The organism is Nonomuraea sp. CA-141351 (assembly GCF_050944675.1).
Taxonomy (GTDB): domain Bacteria; phylum Actinomycetota; class Actinomycetes; order Streptosporangiales; family Streptosporangiaceae; genus Nonomuraea.
The window spans coordinates 6,484,146-6,503,146 of sequence record NZ_CP191982.1; the positions used below are offsets into that span (position 1 = coordinate 6,484,146).

Here is a 19,001-nt window from a genome sequence, read left to right on the forward strand (position 1 = left end):
AGCCGCCATCCGGCCGAGGGAAGTCCCCGAAAAGGTCAGAGCTCAGGTGTCACGTCGGGACTCGCGCCGTTCTCAGGGATTGCCGTACTTTTTGACGAACTGGTAATACGTCCATGCCCATGCCCTGCAGTCGGGCCGGAACAGGATGAAGTAGCCGCCGCACACCTTGTCGCGCATGGTGATGTAGAACCGGTTGTCCACGTCAAGCTTTCGCGTACGGGTGTTGTCGAGGTAGTACTTGTAGTGCTTCTTCCGGTTGGCTATCAGGCCGTACCCGTAGTCGTGGGAGTCACAGGCCGGCCGCATATCGAAGTTATGAGGCTTGTCCGGAGAACTCGTGCAGTGGTCGTAGTAGATACCCCTGACCTTGAAGCCGCTGGCGGTCCGTTTCCAGTCGGGCTTCCGCCATTTGCCGCCGTGGAATGCCCAGGCCGAGCAGCCCGACTTCGTGTACCACATCCAGGTCACGGCCGTGTTGCACTTGGCGGGGTAGGACTGTGGCGGGTCCAGGCCGTCCGGCAGGAAGTCACTGGCCGGCGGCTCTGTCGCGTCGGGGTCGTCGAGCCCGGCCGCGCCCTCGGTCTGTCCGCCGTTGGCCGGCGCGGTGCCGGTGGCGGTCACCTGGGGAGCCGCGACGCCCGCCGGGAAGGTGAGCTGCCAGCCGCCGTTGCTGGCAGACTCGATCGACGACAGGCGCCCCACCGGGTCGTAGGTGTAGGTCCCCTGGACAGCGCCGACGCTGGGATCGCTTACGGTGCGCAGCAGGCCGTTCGTGTCGTAGGCGTAGCTGGCCTCGGTCTGCGGCGTCTCGGTTCCGTAGGCGACCGTGATCTCCTTGAGCCGTCCCGCGAAGTCGCCTGAGGACGTGCCGGTGGCCGTGGTGGTCGTCGCGTAGGTGAACCTGGTGATGGTCTGGGGGGTTTCGGCACCTGCCGGTTCCCCGACGGTGCTGACCCGGCCCTGGGCGTCATAGGCGATCGTGGACTTGCCGAAGGCGACGCTGCCCACGCTGGTCACCCGCCAGGGGTCGGCGCTCGGTGCCCCGGCAGGCCGGGCCCAGGTGTAGGTGAGCTGGAGGTCGCCGGTGCTGACGGGGGTGCCGTCGGCGTTGGTGAAGGTGTCGTCGCCCGCCTCCACGGGGCCCGGATCCAACACGAGCGTCTCGATCGTCGTGGTACGCATCGCTCCGATGTTCGCGTCCCACTTGGTGGTTTCGGTGATCTTGGATCCGTTGTCGGCCTGGTACGTCTGGACGCCGCCACCGTCGGGGAAGGAGACGCTGCTCTTCAGGGGGTAGCTGGTCGACGTCCCGTCGTCGAGCTCCGTGACGACGATGGTGCCGTTCTGGTTCTCCAGTTTCCGGTTGATCTGCCCTCCGGCGAACTCGGCCTGCCAGCCCGGCCCGAAGACGCCCAGCTCGGGGCGGGTGGCCGGGGCCGACTGCGGCCGGGCGAGATCACCGCCGGTCAGAGCCACGCCGTGCCTGCGGCTGATCGCGCCCGCGGACACGTCCAACTCGGTGAGCTTGAAGGTTTTGGTGTCGGAGGAGTACTGGCCGGGGCCGATCTCCTGAACGTCGGCCGGCGGCGGGTCGGCGAGCGCGGAGGCGGAGACCTCTGGGGCGAGAAAGGGGAGGAGCATCGCCGTGAGGGCGGCGGGGAGCGCTAATCGGCGCAAGTGGTGCCTCCAGGCAAAGAGAGGAAGTGATTTGATCACCTGGAGAGTAAGTGCTGGTAAATCACTCAGCAAGATCTGGACAATTTCACGGCACGGTGTTCAAATCGCTTACGAAGCTGTACCTCTGATGCAATCTATTTATGCGTTCACGCAGGTCGGTGAGCCACACGGAGAGCTGTGGCGAATTTATGGCGATAATGTGGAGCCGCCGGGAATAATGTCTCGGCGGCATGGCATGAAAGCGTATTCGGTCATTGGCGTCCGCCGATGAGGCGGGGCTCCAACAACATACCGACTCATTCACTCGCCACGGGTGCCATGGAAATGTTCCAGAAATCGGCGTAGCGGCCACCAGGGCGCAGCAGCTCGTCGTCCCCACCACCATTGCCAGCTCGCCGGTCCGGCGCCTGGAGAACCAGCCGATCGGTACGTGCCCCAGCCGCGGCCAGTTGCCGGCGGAACGACAGTTGCGCCTGGCCGTCGAGAAGATGCCCGAGTCCGGACGATGCGGCCGTGAACACCAGCCGGACGAACAAGCCGGCCGCTCCCGCGAACACGACGATCCAGACATGACCGTGATCGATCGGGCCGTGCGACAACAGAGTACGACCCAATTCGACGACCGCCAGCAGCGGCGCAAGGCCCGCGATAGCGCCGATGACCTGCAGGATCACAATGGCGGCGAAGCTCCAGACATGAGGGCGCAGCAGCCCTGCCATGCTCTGTTCCGCTGTGGAATCGGCATCCGGTGGTGGTGCGGACTGGTCCCTTGCCTTGGCAAGGTCGGTGGCGTTCATCGCTCTCTCTCGTCGTGACCGGGCACGGGGCCGAGCCGAAGGACCGGGTTTGAGGGGTTTGGCCTAGTAGTACTTTGTTAGTTCGTCATGGTGGTCGTTGATGACAGGTGGGGCATCGGCCGGCCCAGGTGGCTAACAGCACCTGGAGCATGTGCAAGATCTTGTAGAAGGTCAGGCCGCCCCAGTCGCTTTTGGGATGGACAGCCGGAGTTCGGTGAGGAACAGATGGGCGGCCGAAGCCAGGGTGACGTGCCGGTGCCAGCCGGTGAAGGAGCGGCCCTCGAAGTGGGTCAGGCCCAGGCCGGTCTTGAGCTCGCGGTAGTCGTGCTCGATCCGCCAGCGGATCTTCGCCAGGCGCACCAGTTCCCGCAGCCGGATGTCTGGCGGAAGGGTGGACAGCCAGTAATCGGTGGGCTCGGGCTCACCAGGTGGCCATTCGGCCAGAAGCCAGCATTCGGGCAGATGCCCGTCACTGTCTCGGGCGATGCCGCTGTTGGCGGGCCGCACCCGCAGCACGAGGAAGCGTGAGCGCATCGTAGCGGTCGGGTTGCCCTTGCTCTTCTTGGTGCCCTGCCGCCAGCTCACCCGGCGCAGACTGCTGCGTCCGGCGGCCAGGGCCAGCTCGCGCAGGCTGGAGGGCGCGCTGCGGTATTTGGCCACCGGACGGCGGCCGTTACCGGAGTAGGCACCGTCTCGGGGACGACATCGGCGGGATACGCGCTGGTGGTGCCCTTGAGGGCGACCACGTACGGCAGGTCGCGCCCGGTCAGGCCGAGCCGGAGCGCGGTCACATCGCCGTATCCGGCATCGGCCACCACCAGCGGCGGCACCTGCCCCCAGGCGGCCAGCTCATCGAGCATGTCCAGCGCCTGCTGCCACTTGGGACGGTGCCGCTGATCGTCAGGGATGCCGCAGCGCCGCCGCCGCCCGGCGATCGCCGCGGCCTGGGCTGCATCCTCGGCCAGCGCGTCGTCCCATCGCTCAGGTAGGAACAACCGCCAGTTCAGCGCCGCCGAGCACGTATCGGTAACCGCGTGCACGCTGACCGCGATCTGGCAGTTGGTCACCTTTCCCGCGGTGCCGGTGTACTGCCGGGCCACCCCCGGCGAGGCATCGCCGTCCTTGAGGTGGCCAGTGTCGTCCAGCACCCACGCCTGCGGCGCCACCACGCTGACCGCGCGCTGTGCCAGACGCCTGCGCACCGCCGCATAGTCCCAGGTCGAGGAGGTGATGAACTGCTGCAGCCGCTGGTGATCCACCCCCAACCGCTCAGCCATCGGAACCATCGATTTGCGCCGCCCATCCAGCATCAGCCCACGCAGGTACAGCCCGCCGTTGGACCGCTGTTCCCGACGCGCGAAGGAAGTGAACACCTCACCCGCGAAGTCCTCAAGACGGCCTCGAACCTCAGCCAGCTCAGCCGGAGTCACACAAAAATCATCTCACACAAGATCCCGAACTAACAAAGTACTACTAGGATTCGGTCCGCTTCTCCAGCCGGCTGCCACGCGGCAGGGTGACGGCCATGATGTTGCTGGGGATGTCCAGCTCGATGCGGTGCCATCGCCCGCGCGGGACGATGGCAGCGGTTCCGGCCATCAGCCTGATCTCTTCCTCCTGTTGACCCGGCCGCTCCGGACGCAGGTAGAGGCGTATCTTCCCGATGAGACAGGACACGACCTCCTCGGCCTCAGGATGAACCTCCCAATGGTCGGCGCGGACGTCGGCGTCGCTCTTCGCATGGAAAGCCACCACCTGCCAGCCGTCCTGGCCGAAGTCCAAAGGTCTCTTCCCGGCGTGAATCTCGCCGCCTTGGTGCAGGTGGAGAAAAGACGCCAAGAGATCAATCGGAGTAACAGTCATGCCCAAACGACCTTCCTACGGTGATCTTTCATCTGGCCGGTTGTCGCATGGGGATGGCCGGCCGCGGCCACCTCACCCGGCCATGGCACGCCGCTGCGACCCATGGAACGTGCCGCGCCACTGGTGCGGCACGACCGGCACGCCCGCCCGCAGCAGGCGCAGCGCGTGGTCAACGGCTTCGTCGCCATCAGGACGCCTCCGCCTCGCCCAGCTGTTTGGCGTAGTGGCCGCGGCAGTGGGTGCAGCAGAAGCCGTAGGTCTGCCCGTCGTGTTTCAGGGTGACGGCGTCAGCGCTCGGCACGGTCGCGCCACAGACGGGATCGATCACCATGCCGTCCGGGACTGGCGCCACGGGCCCGGTCTTGGCCAGCTCGATCAGCTGAAGCACGTCAGCGGAGCGCTGGGCCTGCCCGTTCAGGCCATAGCTTCCCTCGGGAAGACTGATCACGTGCACCACGGCGCGCGGCTCGGGGTTGCCTTCCGCCTCGGCCAGTTCCGCGGTGATGCGGGCGATGAGGTGCTCACTCATTTCTCTGCCCCACATGCCGGCGATCACGTTCACGACATACCGGGGCCCGTGGGCGGGAGCCGGCGGCCTCCCGCCTGCCATCCAGATCTCCTCCTCGCGCACCACGACCTGGGTCAGGGAGTCGAGCAGGTCGATCACTCCGGGGTCGGCGGCCTGTTGGCCGTCGGCGGCCGACAGCAGCCGCCGCCCCGACAGCCGGCCGGCGAGCCGGCGGCGTTCGTGCTCGTCAAAGACGCCCATGGGTACCAGGAGCTCAATGAACAGCATCGAGATGTCCTTTCCGAAGGAGGCAGTGACGATGATGCCGAGCGGGGCTCCCAGCCGTCATCGACCGAGGGAAGACTGTCCCAGTTACCGCGCCGGATGTAGCGGGCAGGCGATGTACGACGTGCGAAGTAGGCCGGAAGTTGCGGCCTCACTTGACACGAGATCGAGGCGGCCGAGTTCGCGGGCGCTCCGTAGCCGGGCGGCTGGGGTCACGAACTGGCGCCCGGCGAGCCGAGATGCTTGATGCTCAGTCGGGCGTTCAGGTCAAGGCGTTGGAGGTGGCGCTGTGGTCGAGGCCCTTCAGGGCCACCCGCCGGGCACGGGGCAGGACGCGCTCCAACGCGGTGAGCGCGGACCGCAGGTGGGCCGGGCTGCGCGTACCGCCGAGCAGGAGCACCTCCGCTCTCACCGACCGGTACACGTCCAGGTCGCCGGCCGTCTCCGCCACCACCTGCGCGTCCTCGCGAGCGAACCCGACAGCCGACGACCGGCAACTCGGCTTCATCCTGCTCTCCGCGGATTGAGCTCGTCCAGAGCCTCGCGGAGATAGCCAGGGAAGGCCCACACATCGGAGACCAGTTCCCCGCAGGCGATGATCCCGACGTCGAGGCGGCCGTTGTAGGAGAAGGCCGTGATGTTCAGGCCGCCACTCGCGTCGGTGACCACGGACACCGGGTAATGAGCGAGCATCCTGGCCCCGGCGATCCGCAGCGGGAACTGGGGCCCGGGGACGTTGGTGACGACCACGTTGATGGGCGGCGCCGTCCGTCCCACCAGCTCGAGCGCGGCACGGTCCGCCAGCCCGTTCAGCGCGGCGGGCATACTCTCGCTCAGGTCACGAAGCAAGCGCGCCGGCGTCAGCGCGAACCGTGCCTTGATCTGCCGCATCGCCTCGCTCACGAGTTCAAGCCGCCGACCGGCATCGTCCACGTTCGTGGGCAACTGTGTGATCATCATGGTGACCTGGTTGCCCTCGTTCGTCCCCTCCCGCCCGCGCAGTGAGAACGGCACGCCCGCGACCAGGGGAATCTCCGGCAACGCTCTGTGAGCCATCAGCCAGCGGCGCAACGCGGAGGCGGCCAGCGTCATCACGACGTCGTTCACCGTGACGCCGAAGGCGTTCTTGACCCGCTTGATCTCCTTCAACGGCAGCTCGGCGAAGGCGTAACGGCGGCGGGAGGAGACCGGACCGCTGAACGGGGTGTGCGGAGCCGCCATGTCCGGCAGCTCAGGCAGGGGTTCGCGCCGGATCAGCCGCGCGATGCCGCCCGCGCCGGGCAGCCGGGAGACGACGGGGAGCTGGTCCAGCACCGGCAGGGCCTCACCTGCGAACCGCAGCAAGTGTGCGGGGTTCGCCGCGAGGTGCCAGGCGCTCCTGGCCAGCATGTGCAACAGCCCCGGAGGGGCTTCGGGCCTGCGCGCGGCCACTTCGGGGACGGGATCCATGAGCGCGGCGAGCACCTCCGCCCCCGTCAGCCCATCGACGGCGGCGTGGTGAACCTTGGCGTAGATGCCGCAGCGGCCGTCGGCCAGTCCGTGGATCAGGTACATCTCCCACAATGGACGGGCTCGGTCCAGCCGCTGCTCGTGCAGTCGGGCCACCTGTTCGCCCAGCTGCATGTCGTCACCAGGAGGCGGCAGAGTGAGCTCCCGGACGTGATAGTCCAGGTCGATCTCGCTGTCGTCGGCCCAGTACGGGTGGTCGAGGCCGAAGGGTACGCGGACCAGGCGCCGCCGTAGCTGCGGCACTCCAGCCATACGTTCCGCCAGCCTGTGCTGGATCTTCTCCCTGGACAGGTCCTTGCCGAGTACGGCCAGTCCGCCGACGTTCGCGATGTTGGTGGCGGTCTCGAAGTTGAGGAACTGCGCGTCCAGGGCGCTGAGCTGCCGCATGTCTCCACCTCAGGCTGGCTCTCTGTGCAGGCGACCGCCGGCGAGGCGCTCGATGAGAACTTGTCGGGGTCGAGCACGCGGCATGGAGTCGTACATGCACGCCGCCCCTCCCCAGACGCTCGGTCACAGCCTGATCGATTCCCCGCCGGCCTGTGCGCCATGTCGGCGCGACCTGATCCTCAGTCCATGACCTCGGACAGGGGACGGCGGACCGAGTCCTTGTCGTCGAAGGTGACGCCGAGCCGCATGATCATCTGTGGGTATTCGCCCGAGCAGAGTTCGCCCCGCAGGAACTCGCGCAGTAGTCCGATCTCCAACGCCTGCGTGTGGAAGGCGGCGCTCACACCGTACGCGGCGGCGTGCAGCAGTACGTGTTGCAGCGCCTGCCCGGCGTCGATCCACTCCTGGCGGCTGTCGCCCGGCGTGGTGAGCAGCGCCACGACCCCGACAGACGTCGCAGCTCGCTGATCGGCCTGGCTGCCCCAGTCGTGTTGCCAGGTGTAGTCACGCTGCGGGAAGTCCGGGTCGGTACGCGCCGCCTGGCGCGGGTAGCCCTCGGCGGGCACTCCGTCCTTGCGGCTGCTGCCGGGTGGCCGCCCCCAGCGGATCACCTCCAGGCTGAAGCGCTGGTCCTGCGCCTGCACTCCCTGCGCGGCCTGAGTGAGCGCGGCGATGATCCTGACCGCCTCCGGGGAGCGGACGGGTGTCAGCTTGGCGCCCTCCTCCGTGGCCGCGTGGACCAGCCGCTCGATCAGTCTGTCCGGCACCGGCACGTCGGCGAAGCCCGCCCTGTGGGTGCGGCGGCGTTCGATCTCGCCACCAAGAGCCCGGATGGACTCGTCGGGCTGCACTTCGGTGCCCGGCCGGAGCGTGGCGAGCAACGACGGGCGGTCCGGGTCCGGCAGGGTACGCACCTCAGGCTCGAAGCCCTCGCACCGCATCGCCGTACGCATGTTGAACAGGGCAGCGCCGCAGCTGATCAGCAGTTCACGGCCCGCGGCGTCGCCGATGCGCAGCTTCCTGTCCGTGTCGGCCCGCAGGCTGATCTCCTCCCTGGATACCGAGAAGGTCCAGGGCTGCGTGTTGTGCGTGGACGGCGCCCAGCGCGCGGCCTCCACCGCGGCATCGAGCGCGTTTTTCGCCGAAAGAACGGCCATGACCATCACCTCCGCGGGGCCATGCCTCCAGCGCATCACGCCTGGGACGGTTCCGGTCAGGGCCAAAGGTCCCGCGCCGCCAGGGCCGTCGGCCCTCTGCTGTGGAAACCGCCTGCAGGGCACGCACTGCGTAGTGGCGCGAGTCGTCTCCAGACACATGCGGGCCACGCAGCCTGGGTGGCCCGGAGCGCGTCAGACGACCGTCACGAAAGCCCTCCGGTCACGTCGGGCACGAGCGTCTCCACCCGCGGCGGCCGCCGGTAACCGCTGGAAGCGGGCCGCGGCGGGATCTCCAGCGGTGCACGCTGCACTTCCCGGTACGGGATCGTGGACAGCAGATGCGAGATCATGTTGATCCGGGCCCGCCGCTTGTCCTCGCTCTCCACCTCGTACCACGGCGCCTCGGGAACATGCGTGTGGATCATCATCTCGTCCTTGGCCCGCGAGTATTCCTCCCACCGCGTGATCGACTCCAGATCCATCTCCGACAGCTTCCACCGCCGCATCGGATCCTCCAGCCGCGCCCGGAAACGCCGTTCCTGCTCGCCATCGCTCACCGAGAACCAGTACTTGCGCAGCAGGATCCCGTCCTCCACCAGCAACCGCTCAAAGATCGGGCACTGATGCAGGAACCGCGTGTACTCCTCCTGCGTGCAGAACCCCATCACCCGCTCCACCCCGGCCCGGTTGTACCAGCTCCGGTCGAACAGCACGATCTCCCCCGCGGCTGGTAGATGCTCCACGTACCGCTGGAAATACCATTGCGTCCGCTCCCGCTCGGTAGGCGCGGGCAACGCCACAATCCTGGCCACGCGCGGGTTGAGGTACTCGGCCACCCGCTTGATCGCGCCCCCTTTACCCGCGGCGTCCCTCCCCTCGAAAATCACGACCACCCGCCGGCCCTCAGCCTTGACCCACTCCTGCAGTTCCACCAGCTCCGCCTGCAACCGGAACAGCCGCTTCTCGTACGGCTTGCGCCGCAGCCTCTCAGTAGTCATGGAAGAACCCTCCCACCCACGAACAGGATCCGCCCAGCCTGCCCACCGGGCGCCACCAAGACATCCGACTGTGTGATGAACAGCAGGAAGGACGGGACTTTCGCCTCTAATGCAGGTGGGGCCCAAACATGGATGTTGAGGGTATGCAGCTCAATTCGTCCGGACTTCAGGCGCTCTCCCGGGAGGAGTGCCTCGACTTGCTGGCCACGACACCGATCGGGCGCATCGTGTTCACCGAACATGCCCTGCCAGCCGTACAGCCGGTCAACTTCTATCTCGACGGCCGCTCCATCGTGATCCGGACCTCGATCGGGTCCAAGCTGGCCGCCGCCACCCGGCGCGCCGTGGTGGCCTTCGAGGCCGATGAGTTCGATCCCGAGCTACGTACCGGCTGGTCTGTCACCGCGGTGGGATACTCGCGGGCCGTGACCGACCCGGCCGAACTCGACCGGCTGGCGGCACTGCCGTTGACGGCCTCGGCGCCCGGCAGCCGGGACCACTACATCGTGGTCGATGCCGAGCAGGTGTCCGGCCGCCGCATAGCCGACTGAACAGCGTCCCCCGACCTCAATCGGCAGGCGCGGTTTAGCCGCTCGGCGGCTGTGCTCTGGAGCCGATGATGCGGCGCACACGGTCGATATCCGCTCTCTTCATCTCGACCAGCGACAGTTCGACGGAGGCTAGGGCCTCCTCCAGCAGGGGAAGGAGGCGATCTTTGAGGGCGCGGATCCTGTGGTTCGTCGAGACGGCCTCGGCTGACACGATCCGTGCGGCCTCGGCGACGATCGCGTGTTCCAGCCCGGCGCGCAACGCGGCCTGGTAGGCATGCCTGGCGGGAACGAGAGCAGTGGTGATCGGGAGTGGAGCCGCTGCGTCGAGTTCGGGGAGCAGGCAGGAGACTCGGGCCGGATAGCTTGTTCCCACAGCGTCGGCCCAGTACACGTGCACTTCGGCGAGGCGGTCGTCAGCGGCCAGGCGCACGGCGCGCTGGCCGCCAAGCCGGGTCACACGGAGAAGCCATTCGTCGGCGGCCCGACATGCGGAGAACCAGTCCGCCTGGATACGTACCGAATGACGGGTGAGCCGGTCCTGTTCCCGCCGCAATATCCACAGCTTCCTGTCAAGCACGTCAAGTCCGTGCCGGACCGCGGTCAGGCGGCGACGGAGCCACATCCGCCCCGCCCTGCCAGGTGGGATCCGCAGTCTCATGATTGCCCCCTGTATCCGGATTCCAGTGCTTCCTCGCTGAGCATCGACAGTTCGTGTCGTGGCAGAGCGGAGACCACCTGCCAGGCCCGGTCGAAGGTCTCCTCCAGAGTGCGGGCCTCGTCAGGCCTCCGGGCCAGCAGGTGTGTTCGGAAAACCAAGAGCGCGGTCGAGGATGTCGTCGCGGATCTCGGCGGCGATCACCTCATCGCCTCGCACGAACAGCTTGACCAGGTCGCAGCGGCTGACGATGCCCTGCAGGCGACCGTTGTAGTCCACGACCGCCAACCGCTTGACGTCATGGGCGTCCATGAGTCGAGCGGCCGAGACCGCCGACGCATCCGGGAAGATGGTGATTGCGCGCCTTGTCATCAGCTCGGCGGCGGTGTCGCCCTCGGCCTTCCGGCGGCCCTTGGGGTGGCGCAGCCGGGCGCGCAGCGGCGGCCGGTAACCCTCGCAATAGAACTCCTCACGGAACTCCTCCTTGCGCAGCAGGTCGGCCTCGGACACCATGCCGATCACATGATCGTCGTCGTCCAGCACCGGGACGGCGCTGACGCCGCCGGTAATGAGGGCTTCGGCGATGTCCTTGAACGAGGTGGCGGCGGTGACGAAGACGACCTTGCTGGTCATCACGTCCGCGACGGTCATACGCATGGCCCGGTCAGCTCCTTTCCGGCTTCTGCACGAGGATGCGAGTACCGGCGCGGTCCTCGCGCTCCTCCTTGTCGGTTGCTTTCATCACAGCTCCAGGCGAAGACAGGGCATAAAGCCGGAAGTCCCAAGTGGTCGCGGTCGTTGGTCAGCGCAGTCGCCGCAGCGGGTGATTGCACAGGCTTAAGCCATTTCTGGGACTTTCGACCCACCTGAGCAGGACGATCGGCCGATGTCCACGCATATCGCTGGACAGATACTTGCGCCATGGGCGGTGCACTGCTGACGGATCTGTACGAGCTCAAGATGGCCGAGAGCTATCTGCGCCACAGCATGACCGATCAGGCCACCTTCAGCCTCTTCGCACGCAAGCTGCCATCGGGGCGCGGGTTCCTGGTCACCGCAGGGCTGGCCGACTGCCTGGACTTCTTGGAGAATCCCGACACGGCCGACGCCGGAGCCCTCTTCCGCCTGGCCGACGCTCTGCAGACCACGGTGCACGAACTGCTGGGCGGCGACCAGGACCGCCCGCCCGGGTGGTCCTGGCTCTGATCGGGCGACGTGGGGTGCACCGTCGGGGTAGTGCGCGCCGAACGTTCCCTGGTCCAGACGGCCTGGGCTCCGCCGTAGCCGTGGCCGCACCAGGGTTCAGGCACCTCTGTTCCCCGCGTAATCAGCCGCCGTCACGTGAGGGGGACGTTGGTCCTGGTGGTCAGGGCCTCATGGCACTGGCCTGCCAGGCTGGCCGCACCCAGGCTTGCAGGGATAGGGCAGACGACACAAGACGCTGGAGTCCGACATGAAACCTTCGGCAATAGCGGCGATCGCGGCCGGGGCGACGCTGGCCACCGCGGCGGCGGTGACCGGCATCGCCGGCGCCGTGGCCGACACCACGTCGCCGCCGGCCGCCACCTGGCAGCAGCCAACCGCCCCACCGACCGACTGGGGCCCCATGGGGCCGTGCGGCTGGATGCACAACATACACGTCAGTGACGAGGCCGACTATCTGACCCACATGGTGGCCCACCACGAAGAAGCAGTCGCCGCAGCTCGGCAACTTCAGCGCTCGAACCGGCCCCAGATACGCGCCCTGGGCGCCTCGATCGTCACGACGCAAAACGCCGAGATCGCCACCATGAAGGACTGGCTGGCCAAGTGGTATCCGGGGCATCCGGGGGCACGCGACTACCGGCCGATGATGCGCGACCTGTCCAGGCTGTCCGGCGACGCGCTCGATGAGACGTTCCTGCAAGACATGATTCCGCACCACATGGCGGCGATCATGATGTCGCAGCGGTTGCTGGCATCCCGGCGGGCCGAGCATCCCGAAGTCGCCGACTTCGCCGCCAAGGTACGCGACGCCCAGCACGCCGAGATGTTCCAGATGCGCCGCTACCTGGCCGACTGGTTCGGTGAATGGGGCGGGCCCTGTGGAAGGTGGGACGGGCCGGGCCCACACGGGCCGGGCCCACACGGGCCGGGCAACATGATGGACTGAGGAGTCCTGCGACATGGCGGTCAACAGCTCCGCCAGCGCTCTGACCCACGCCACGCCATTGCCCTGCTCAAGGCGTACCGGCGCGTGCCAGGTCTGCGCGACCCGCCGCAGCAGTTCGCCCACCTGCTCGTCGGTGGTCTGGGGAGATCGACATACCAGGCGCCAATCGCCCAAAAAGCGGCAGGCGTCTCCAAACAGATCACCTCGTCGGCGTCCTTCTGCAAACTCGCGATCGTGTCCGGCGCTCCGACAGGCACCGCCAAGATCACTCGCGAGGCCCCGCGCGCATGAGCCACCTGGCAGGCGGTACGAGCGGTGCCACCCGTGGCGACCCCGTCGTCGACCACGATGACGTACGGCCCGCGAGGTGGCGTGTCGAAGGCCCGCGTCCGAGGAAGTTCATCGTGCGCCTCGGCGGCGGACAACGGCGACCGGGCAGTGAGCGTAGTGCAGCACACCGTGGCTGACGGAGCCCAGCACCGCGGACACCATGCCACCGCGCCCCCGATTGCCCACCACGACCAGGTCCGCGTCCCTGGACGCCTCAGTGAGCGCCGCCACCGGATGAACGGAAGTGATGTCCTCGATCACATTGACCTCGGGGTGCTTGGCCTGCCAAGGGACGAGTCGATCGCGAAGGAACTCGTACTGGGCTTGTTGTAGCCGGTCCAAGTTGAGCGAGACCGCATGAACGGGAACAGCGTAGGCGTAGACGGCGCGCAACGCTGCTCGGCGCAGGGACGCCTCGGCGAAGGCATGGGCCAGGGCGGGCTCGGAGGAATCGGTCTCGTCCACGCCTACCACGAGCTGCCCGCGTTCGGCCGCCACCGCCCGTACCACGACGACCGTGCCGTGCGCGTGGCCCGCCACTCCCAGGCTCACCGAGCCGAGCAACGCGCTCGCGAACCCGCCCCGGCCGCGCGAGCCGACCACCAGCTCGGCGGCCGACTCCGCCCGCGCCCGCAGGTCCGCCACCGCCGATCCGGTCACCACCCTGGTGGCGACCTCGACGCCGGGCCATCCGGCCATGACAGTCTGAACCTTCTCCTCCAGCATCACCTCGGCGGCCTCTCCGAGCGTCTCCAGCAGGCCAGGGACCGGATAACGCGGAAGGTCGTAGGTGCCGCGTTCGATCACGTGCACGAGCTCAAGCCGGAGCCCCTTGCGTGCCGCGTCCCCGGCTGCCCACGCGAGGGCGGCGTCGGCGCCCGGCGAACCGTCAGTTCCCACGACGATGACGTCGTTCATGGTTGCGCCTTTCGCTAGCCGTCCAGAGCCTTCCTGTGCGAACCTCCTGCCCGAAACGCGGCAAAGCCACGGCAAAGGCCCTCAAGACTGCGCTGTGGTCACGCCCTGATCAGCACCCTTTCCCAAGAGCCCGGCCAAGCGAACTGGTGTCGAGGCGCCTCTCTGAAGGAAGTGCCAAGCGCTCGTCCCGCAACACCTCATCGACGGACTCCTCTTCGGACAGAATCATGGCGAGCCGGTCGAGCGCGCCACGGTGGGCGCACAACAGGCTGATCGCGCGCTGCTCCCCGCCTGGCCTCAGCAGGCGGGACGACCTCTTCGGCCGAGACGATCGCCCCGTGAGAAGAGGTCCAAGGCCCCACAGCGGCCGGGCCATATGCCCCTGTCGTGCCCCGCTGTCATCGCCGCAGAGTGATGAGGAGGGAGGTGCATGATGGGACTCGCGACTCAGTGGGTGGCACTTCGTGTGCGACGGTACTGGCTGGGGCGGAATCCACTGCGCCGTCGCTCCGACCGGCTGGAGGCGGCAGGCGTGGCCGCCACGTTGATTCTGCTGCTGTTCAGCGTCTGGCCCGCCGTCGTCATGGGGCGGCTGGCCTACGAGAACGGCCTGCAGGCCGAGCGAGCCGGTCCCGGCATCCGCCAGCAGGTGACAGCGACCCTTGTGCAGGACGCGCCGGACACCGTTCCTGTCGGCGGCAATGACAATGACACGGCGCCAGAATCACACGCTGCCGCGCGGTGGGTGACACCGTCCGGCGAGCAGAAGATGGGCCGAGTGGCGGTGCCCACCGGCGCGAAAGCGGGTACGTCCGTGAAAGTGTGGATCGACGGCCGGGGCGAGCTGACCAGATCGCCGGCGAGTCACGCGGAAACACTGGCGGGCGCTGTGACCACGACGCTCCTGGTCATCGCTGGAGCGGCCACCACGCTGATGTTGGGCTTCCGGGGCTTCACGTGGTTGCTGGACAGAGGACGGTACGCCGCATGGGACGCATCCTGGGCCAAGGCGTGCGGGCGGTGGCGACGCTTGTCGTAGACCGCCCCGCCGCTCCTGCTGCATGAGCCGGCTCATGGGCACATCCGCTTGCCCGCCGACCGCGACTCTCCCGTCAACACCACCTCGTTGACCGCCGGCGAGGCGGCCTCAACCACCCGCGCATCGGCCGGAACGCGATCGCCTGCCGCCACCTGGATCACGTCGCCGGGAACCACTTCGGCCGCCGGGATGCGGCGCACGATGCCCCCCGGCAGACCTTTGCCATGGGTGCGGTCAGCGTCCGCAGCGCGCGTACCGCCTGATCGGCCCTGACCTCCTGGCTCACCCCGATGACCACGTTCACCGCCAGGATGGCCAGGATCGCCGCCCCTTCCGGCACCTCACCCAGCACCACCAGCGTGACCAACCCGGCGATCAGCAGCAGGATCGACCGCGGGTCGGCCAACCGGCGCGCGGCCCGCAACGGCAGAGAGGGCCGCCTATGCTCGGGCAGCTCGTTGCGGCCGTGCTCGGCAAGCAGCCGTACGGCCTCCTCGTCGGGCAATCCGGACAGGGCGTCCGTGGTGGCCTTCGACCACCGAACGTGCGTTCGCGACCGGGAAAACGTACAGGTCCCCCCGTATGAACCGTCCCTTTGACGCGTTTCGGGCCCTGGCCGACCGGTGTGGCCGACCGGGCGTGCGACTGGTGGAGGCACTGGCCGAGGCGGGCTGGTAGGAGTCTCGATCCGATGGCCGTTCAGGTGCTGGACGGTGACGGCACCGCCTTGCCGGCCACGATCGAATCAATGCGCATCTCTGACATGTCAGAGGCCTCGTGAACCAAGAGATGGACGAAGGTCCTCGCAGGAAGGGAATTATGCCTCTTCATCCCCGGATTAGGGAGGGGTGAGCTGGATGGGAAGGAACATCCGACACGCAGGAGGTCATGATGGGTGCTTTGGAGCGCTGGGGGTCACGCACCCTGTTCCCTGACCTGTTCGAGTTGCTGGAGTCGCCCTGGGGCATGCTGCGGACAGCGGAAGGCACCATCCGAATCGAGGACTACATCGACAACGGTAAATACGTCATCCGCGCCGAACTGCCCGGTATGGACCCCGAAAAGGACGTCGAGATCACCGTCTCCGGCGGTGTGCTGCGCCTGCACGCCGAACGGCACGAGGAACGGAAGGAGGCGCACCGCTCGGAGTCCCGTTACGGCTCGCTGTCCCGGTCGCTGACCCTGCCCGAAGGCGTCACGGCCGACGACATCAAGGCGACCTACGACAAGGGCATCCTGACGATCACGGTCCCGATGCCCGAGAGCGCCAAGAAGGAGGCCAAGCGGATCGCCATCGAGAAGTAACCGACCGCGGCGTCGGCGGCACCGGACCCGCGAGGAGGTCCGGTGCCGTGGCATGAGCAGATCAACCGATCCCATGAGCTGGTGCGTATGAAGCCAGATCATCACCACCGCCCAGCGCACACCTCGCGTCGTACGAGAGGTCGCAATACCGGCGAAGGGAGAACGCCTCACAGGTCTTTGTCACGTCTTACGGCTCCGAGCAGACACAGCAAAGCCGGCGATCAGGTTGTTTCCCGGCTCAAAGCCCAACGTGGCTCTTCCGACATCCACGGGGGCAACATGAAGTTGTCGTGTCGCCCGGGGAACTGTGTTCTGGCATGTCCGACTTTCGATGGTCTGTTGCATGCCTTCAGTCGGTTCGGATACGCGGCCGTGCGACGGCGACTGGGCAGGATGCGTAGTGCAGGACACCGTGGCTGACCGAGCCGAGCACGGCCGAGCGGATCACTCCCCGGCCCTGTGACCCCACGACGATCAGGTCGGCACGGGCGGAGGTCTCGCACAGCGCCGCGGCCAGCGCTCCCCGCGAACCGTCCACACCTACGATGACCGGCTCAGACATGCGATCACCCCGTCCTGGCCGTCCCTGTGGAGTGCAACACGGTACGTACGTCCCGCGGGAGCCGGTCGAGCACATGCGCAACCGACGGCTCAGAGAGCTCCCCGCGCAGGAATTCCGTGACCGTAGGGGCGAGCTCGGGTACATTACTGAGCGCGATGCGGGCTGAGCGGGCGAAGTACTCGATGAATTCCTCCCGGCCCCGGCGGATCGGTACGCTGCTAGGATCCCAGCCGTTGTAGTACACCCCACGGAGCAGATCGGGCAGTTGCGCAGCGAAGTGGGCCGCGCTGTCCACGGTCAAACCGTCCCTGACCGCGTGCAGCCAGGCCTTCAGCACCCGCTGGGCGAGCTCCCGGTCCTCGGTCCCGATCGCCTCAGCCAGGTCCGCCAGCCACCGGTTGGTGGTCTGGACGGTGTGATCGATGCTCTGCACTCGTGTGTGCGGCATTGTTCCCTCCCGATGTCGTCTCCTCTTCGCGTTCGGCCGCGCGCACCGGCCAGCACGGGACCATCAAGCCCGGGCCAGCAGGTCATCCAGTGGCTCATCATGGTGCAAGCGCCCGATGGCATCTGCCAGCAGCGGAGCGACCGAGCACACGCCAAGCGACATCGCCGGCGCGGCCGACTGGGCGAGCGTGTCGGTGACCGGCACCCAACCGATCCCGGCACGACTGAGGCGCTCCACCGCCGCCTCCACGAACAAGCCATGTATCACCACCACGACGATCTCCGACGCCGCGCCGTGGCCGACGGGCGTGTCAGCCGAGCGCGTAAACGCGGTGAACGAACTCGGCAAGCTTGTTGTCGGGCAACTCTTTGGCGAGATCAGCCTCGCTGATGATGCCGACCACGTGGTGGTCCTCCATCACTGGCAGGCGCTTGATGTGGCGCTGCTCCATCTTGAACAGCGCCTCCTCAAGACTGGCGTCGGCGTCCACCCATACCAGTCCACGAGCCAGTTCTCCTGCGGTGGTCTGGTCGATGTCCTTGCCGTGGGCGCAACACAGGACCACGATGTCCCGGTCAGTGATCATGCCCTCGAGCCGGTCGTCATCCCCGCAGATGGGCAGGGCGCCGACTCCGAGGTCGCACATCATCTGTGAGGCGACCCGCAGGCTTTCGTGTTCGCCGATGCATTGAACTCCCTCATGCATCACGTCGCGGGCCTTCTTCCCGGCTTCCTCTATGCTCATCGGTCGCCCCCGAACACATCGACTCGCTCTCACCCTCTCGTACCCTGCGAGTCCAAGCATGAGCGAGCGTGCCGGCGGAGAGATGTAAAAATTCGTTCGAACAGCTGGTACAGCACATGCTCTATTCGGAATGCGACGTCCAGTACAGAGCACCCGCCGATGGGAGCATCAGGACTAACAATCCGGGCTTTTCGGGCGGAAAGTTTCCTTCTCCGCCCTCGAGCGGGACTGCCGTCTGCCATCGACGGCCCTTCCGCTTCCCGCATCGGCGGGTCTCCTCATTCACAGGTTCTCCAACTCGGCACCGTGACGGCAGAGTCCTCCTTCCCTAACGGATGGGCCTTTCGTCCCATGCGCCTGACCGCGGCTACGACCCCACCACCAGCCGTGCCTCGAATCTGGGCCCGGGTGACCCTCACTTGATCATCCATTGCCTGCTTGTCCGGCAAGACCCCGAAGATCGCGGCTCAGGGTGAGTTCACGAACAGGGACCTTCGGCCCTACCCGCGCGACGTTCTGCACCCCTGATGGTGGTGAAAGGGATGCATTCCTTCGCCGCCATCGGGGGCTTGGGGAGGTGCAGAGGTTCAATGTTCACTGATCGTCATGACGCAGGTGTGCGTCTGGCTGAACGACTGACCGGGCGGATCACCGATGAGAATGTGGTCGTCCTCGGGCTGCCCAGAGGCGGCGTACCCGTGGCCTTCGAGGTGGCCCAGGCATTGGGCGCGCCGCTGGACGTGATCGTGGTCCGCAAACTGGGAGTGCCGTTCCAGCCCGAGCTGGGATTCGGTGCTGTCGGAGAAGGCGGCGTACGCGTGATCAATTCGTATGTCGTCCGGATGGCGGATGTGACGCATGAGGAGATGGTCACGGTAGAGGAGCGCGAGCAGGCGGAGGTGCTGCGCCGTGCGCGCCGCTTTCGCGGTGATCGCGCACCGGTCGACCTTACGGGCCGTACGGTCATCGTGGTCGACGACGGGATCGCCACGGGTGGCACCGCTCGCGCCGCCTGCCAGGTGGCTCATGCGCGCGGGGCCTCGCGAGTGATCTTGGCGGTCCCTGTCGGAACGCCGGACACGATCGCGAGTCTGCGCGAGGACGCCGACTAGGTG

At 67.2% G+C, this 19,001-nt stretch carries 24 protein-coding genes and 1 pseudogene; 6 read left to right on the top strand and 19 right to left on the bottom strand.

All coding sequences use genetic code 11. The features are described 5' to 3' along the window. Positions 1–72 precede the first annotated feature (72 nt). The 9 genes and pseudogenes from ACQPWU_RS30740 to ppk2 form a co-directional block, all read right to left on the bottom strand. A complete protein-coding gene (locus tag ACQPWU_RS30740; RefSeq protein ID WP_433427661.1) occupies positions 73–1,677 on the bottom strand; it encodes a phospholipase A2 in 1,605 nt (534 codons plus the stop codon). A 296-nt stretch (positions 1,678–1,973) separates the two neighbouring features. Next, positions 1,974–2,474, bottom strand: a complete 501-nt coding sequence (locus ACQPWU_RS30745) for a hypothetical protein (protein WP_433427664.1) — start codon at positions 2,472–2,474, stop codon at positions 1,974–1,976. Between the two features lie 171 nt (positions 2,475–2,645). Next, a pseudogene (locus tag ACQPWU_RS30750) lies at positions 2,646–3,904 on the bottom strand (IS701 family transposase). Between the two features lie 43 nt (positions 3,905–3,947). After that, entirely contained in the window at positions 3,948–4,337 is a 390-nt protein-coding gene (locus tag ACQPWU_RS30755) for a cupin (RefSeq protein WP_433445328.1), read from the bottom strand. Positions 4,338–4,524: 187 nt separating this feature from the next. After that, a complete protein-coding gene (locus tag ACQPWU_RS30760) occupies positions 4,525–5,133 on the bottom strand; it encodes a hypothetical protein (RefSeq protein ID WP_433427667.1) in 609 nt (202 codons plus the stop codon). Between the two features lie 259 nt (positions 5,134–5,392). Next, complete coding sequence (locus tag ACQPWU_RS30765; RefSeq protein ID WP_433427668.1) at positions 5,393–5,638, bottom strand: hypothetical protein; 246 nt, start codon at positions 5,636–5,638, stop codon at positions 5,393–5,395. Next, entirely contained in the window at positions 5,635–7,026 is a 1,392-nt protein-coding gene (locus tag ACQPWU_RS30770) for a WS/DGAT/MGAT family O-acyltransferase (RefSeq protein ID WP_433427671.1), read from the bottom strand. Before ACQPWU_RS30770 ends, ACQPWU_RS30765 begins: the two co-directional genes overlap by 4 nt. A 179-nt stretch (positions 7,027–7,205) precedes the next feature. Next, positions 7,206–8,183: an Acg family FMN-binding oxidoreductase gene (locus ACQPWU_RS30775; protein WP_433427673.1), complete on the bottom strand. Its 978-nt coding sequence runs from the start codon at positions 8,181–8,183 to the stop codon at positions 7,206–7,208. Positions 8,184–8,386: 203 nt separating this feature from the next. Continuing rightward, the gene (ppk2, locus tag ACQPWU_RS30780) at positions 8,387–9,181 is read right to left on the bottom strand and encodes a polyphosphate kinase 2 (RefSeq protein WP_433427676.1); all 795 of its coding nucleotides are present in this window, start codon (positions 9,179–9,181) and stop codon (positions 8,387–8,389) included. Between the two features lie 143 nt (positions 9,182–9,324). Here ppk2 and ACQPWU_RS30785 point away from each other — a divergent pair, with 143 nt between their 5' ends. After that, positions 9,325–9,732, top strand: a complete 408-nt coding sequence (locus ACQPWU_RS30785; RefSeq protein ID WP_433427679.1) for a pyridoxamine 5'-phosphate oxidase family protein — start codon at positions 9,325–9,327, stop codon at positions 9,730–9,732. Positions 9,733–9,766: 34 nt separating this feature from the next. On the opposite strand, the gene ACQPWU_RS30790 is transcribed toward ACQPWU_RS30785, so the two are convergent. Both ACQPWU_RS30790 and ACQPWU_RS30795 read right to left on the bottom strand, forming a co-directional pair. Further along, on the bottom strand, positions 9,767–10,390 hold the full coding sequence (locus ACQPWU_RS30790) for a V-type ATP synthase subunit D (protein WP_433427682.1): 624 nt from the start codon (positions 10,388–10,390) through the stop codon (positions 9,767–9,769). Positions 10,391–10,510: 120 nt separating this feature from the next. Beyond that, on the bottom strand, positions 10,511–11,044 hold the full coding sequence (locus ACQPWU_RS30795) for a CBS domain-containing protein (protein ID WP_433427684.1): 534 nt from the start codon (positions 11,042–11,044) through the stop codon (positions 10,511–10,513). 264 nt (positions 11,045–11,308) lie between these two features. Here ACQPWU_RS30795 and ACQPWU_RS30800 point away from each other — a divergent pair, with 264 nt between their 5' ends. Together ACQPWU_RS30800 and ACQPWU_RS30805 are read left to right on the top strand one after the other, a co-directional pair. Then, positions 11,309–11,593, top strand: a complete 285-nt coding sequence (locus ACQPWU_RS30800; RefSeq protein ID WP_433427686.1) for a hypothetical protein — start codon at positions 11,309–11,311, stop codon at positions 11,591–11,593. A 247-nt stretch (positions 11,594–11,840) separates the two neighbouring features. Continuing rightward, on the top strand, positions 11,841–12,539 hold the full coding sequence (locus ACQPWU_RS30805; protein ID WP_433427688.1) for a DUF305 domain-containing protein: 699 nt from the start codon (positions 11,841–11,843) through the stop codon (positions 12,537–12,539). 20 nt (positions 12,540–12,559) lie between these two features. On the opposite strand, the gene ACQPWU_RS30810 is transcribed toward ACQPWU_RS30805, so the two are convergent. Further along, entirely contained in the window at positions 12,560–13,036 is a 477-nt protein-coding gene (locus tag ACQPWU_RS30810) for a phosphoribosyltransferase family protein (RefSeq protein ID WP_433427691.1), read from the bottom strand. Beyond that, positions 12,939–13,787, bottom strand: a complete 849-nt coding sequence (locus ACQPWU_RS30815; RefSeq protein WP_433427693.1) for a universal stress protein — start codon at positions 13,785–13,787, stop codon at positions 12,939–12,941. Before ACQPWU_RS30815 ends, ACQPWU_RS30810 begins: the two co-directional genes overlap by 98 nt. Before the next feature lie 430 nt (positions 13,788–14,217). Between ACQPWU_RS30815 and ACQPWU_RS30820 the strand changes: the two genes are divergently transcribed. Then, on the top strand, positions 14,218–14,826 hold the full coding sequence (locus ACQPWU_RS30820) for an Rv1733c family protein (RefSeq protein ID WP_433427696.1): 609 nt from the start codon (positions 14,218–14,220) through the stop codon (positions 14,824–14,826). A 32-nt stretch (positions 14,827–14,858) separates the two neighbouring features. On the opposite strand, the gene ACQPWU_RS30825 is transcribed toward ACQPWU_RS30820, so the two are convergent. Further along, complete coding sequence (locus ACQPWU_RS30825; protein ID WP_433427698.1) at positions 14,859–15,026, bottom strand: hypothetical protein; 168 nt, start codon at positions 15,024–15,026, stop codon at positions 14,859–14,861. After that, positions 14,984–15,331 (bottom strand): cation-transporting P-type ATPase, encoded by a 348-nt coding sequence (locus ACQPWU_RS30830; RefSeq protein ID WP_433427701.1) that lies wholly within the window; start codon positions 15,329–15,331, stop codon positions 14,984–14,986. Before ACQPWU_RS30830 ends, ACQPWU_RS30825 begins: the two co-directional genes overlap by 43 nt. A gap of 383 nt (positions 15,332–15,714) precedes the next feature. On the opposite strand from ACQPWU_RS30830, the gene ACQPWU_RS30835 reads away from it, so the two are divergent. Continuing rightward, on the top strand, positions 15,715–16,131 hold the full coding sequence (locus tag ACQPWU_RS30835) for an Hsp20/alpha crystallin family protein (protein ID WP_433427703.1): 417 nt from the start codon (positions 15,715–15,717) through the stop codon (positions 16,129–16,131). Between the two features lie 349 nt (positions 16,132–16,480). Here ACQPWU_RS30835 and ACQPWU_RS30840 read toward each other — a convergent pair whose 3' ends face one another. The 4 genes from ACQPWU_RS30840 to ACQPWU_RS30855 all read right to left on the bottom strand — a co-directional run bounded on the left by ACQPWU_RS30840 (position 16,481) and on the right by ACQPWU_RS30855 (position 17,886). Next, positions 16,481–16,693: a universal stress protein gene (locus tag ACQPWU_RS30840; RefSeq protein ID WP_433427706.1), complete on the bottom strand. Its 213-nt coding sequence runs from the start codon at positions 16,691–16,693 to the stop codon at positions 16,481–16,483. A 4-nt stretch (positions 16,694–16,697) separates the two neighbouring features. Beyond that, positions 16,698–17,141 (bottom strand): DUF2267 domain-containing protein, encoded by a 444-nt coding sequence (locus tag ACQPWU_RS30845; RefSeq protein WP_433427708.1) that lies wholly within the window; start codon positions 17,139–17,141, stop codon positions 16,698–16,700. 63 nt (positions 17,142–17,204) lie between these two features. Further along, a complete protein-coding gene (locus tag ACQPWU_RS30850; RefSeq protein ID WP_433445582.1) occupies positions 17,205–17,489 on the bottom strand; it encodes a hypothetical protein in 285 nt (94 codons plus the stop codon). Further along, a complete protein-coding gene (locus ACQPWU_RS30855) occupies positions 17,452–17,886 on the bottom strand; it encodes a CBS domain-containing protein (protein ID WP_433427710.1) in 435 nt (144 codons plus the stop codon). The genes ACQPWU_RS30850 and ACQPWU_RS30855 overlap by 38 nt, the downstream gene beginning before the upstream one ends. Before the next feature lie 590 nt (positions 17,887–18,476). Between ACQPWU_RS30855 and ACQPWU_RS30860 the strand changes: the two genes are divergently transcribed. Continuing rightward, positions 18,477–18,998, top strand: coding sequence for a phosphoribosyltransferase (locus ACQPWU_RS30860; RefSeq protein WP_433427712.1), 522 nt, complete (start codon positions 18,477–18,479; stop codon positions 18,996–18,998). The last annotated feature ends 3 nt before the right edge of the window (positions 18,999–19,001 follow it).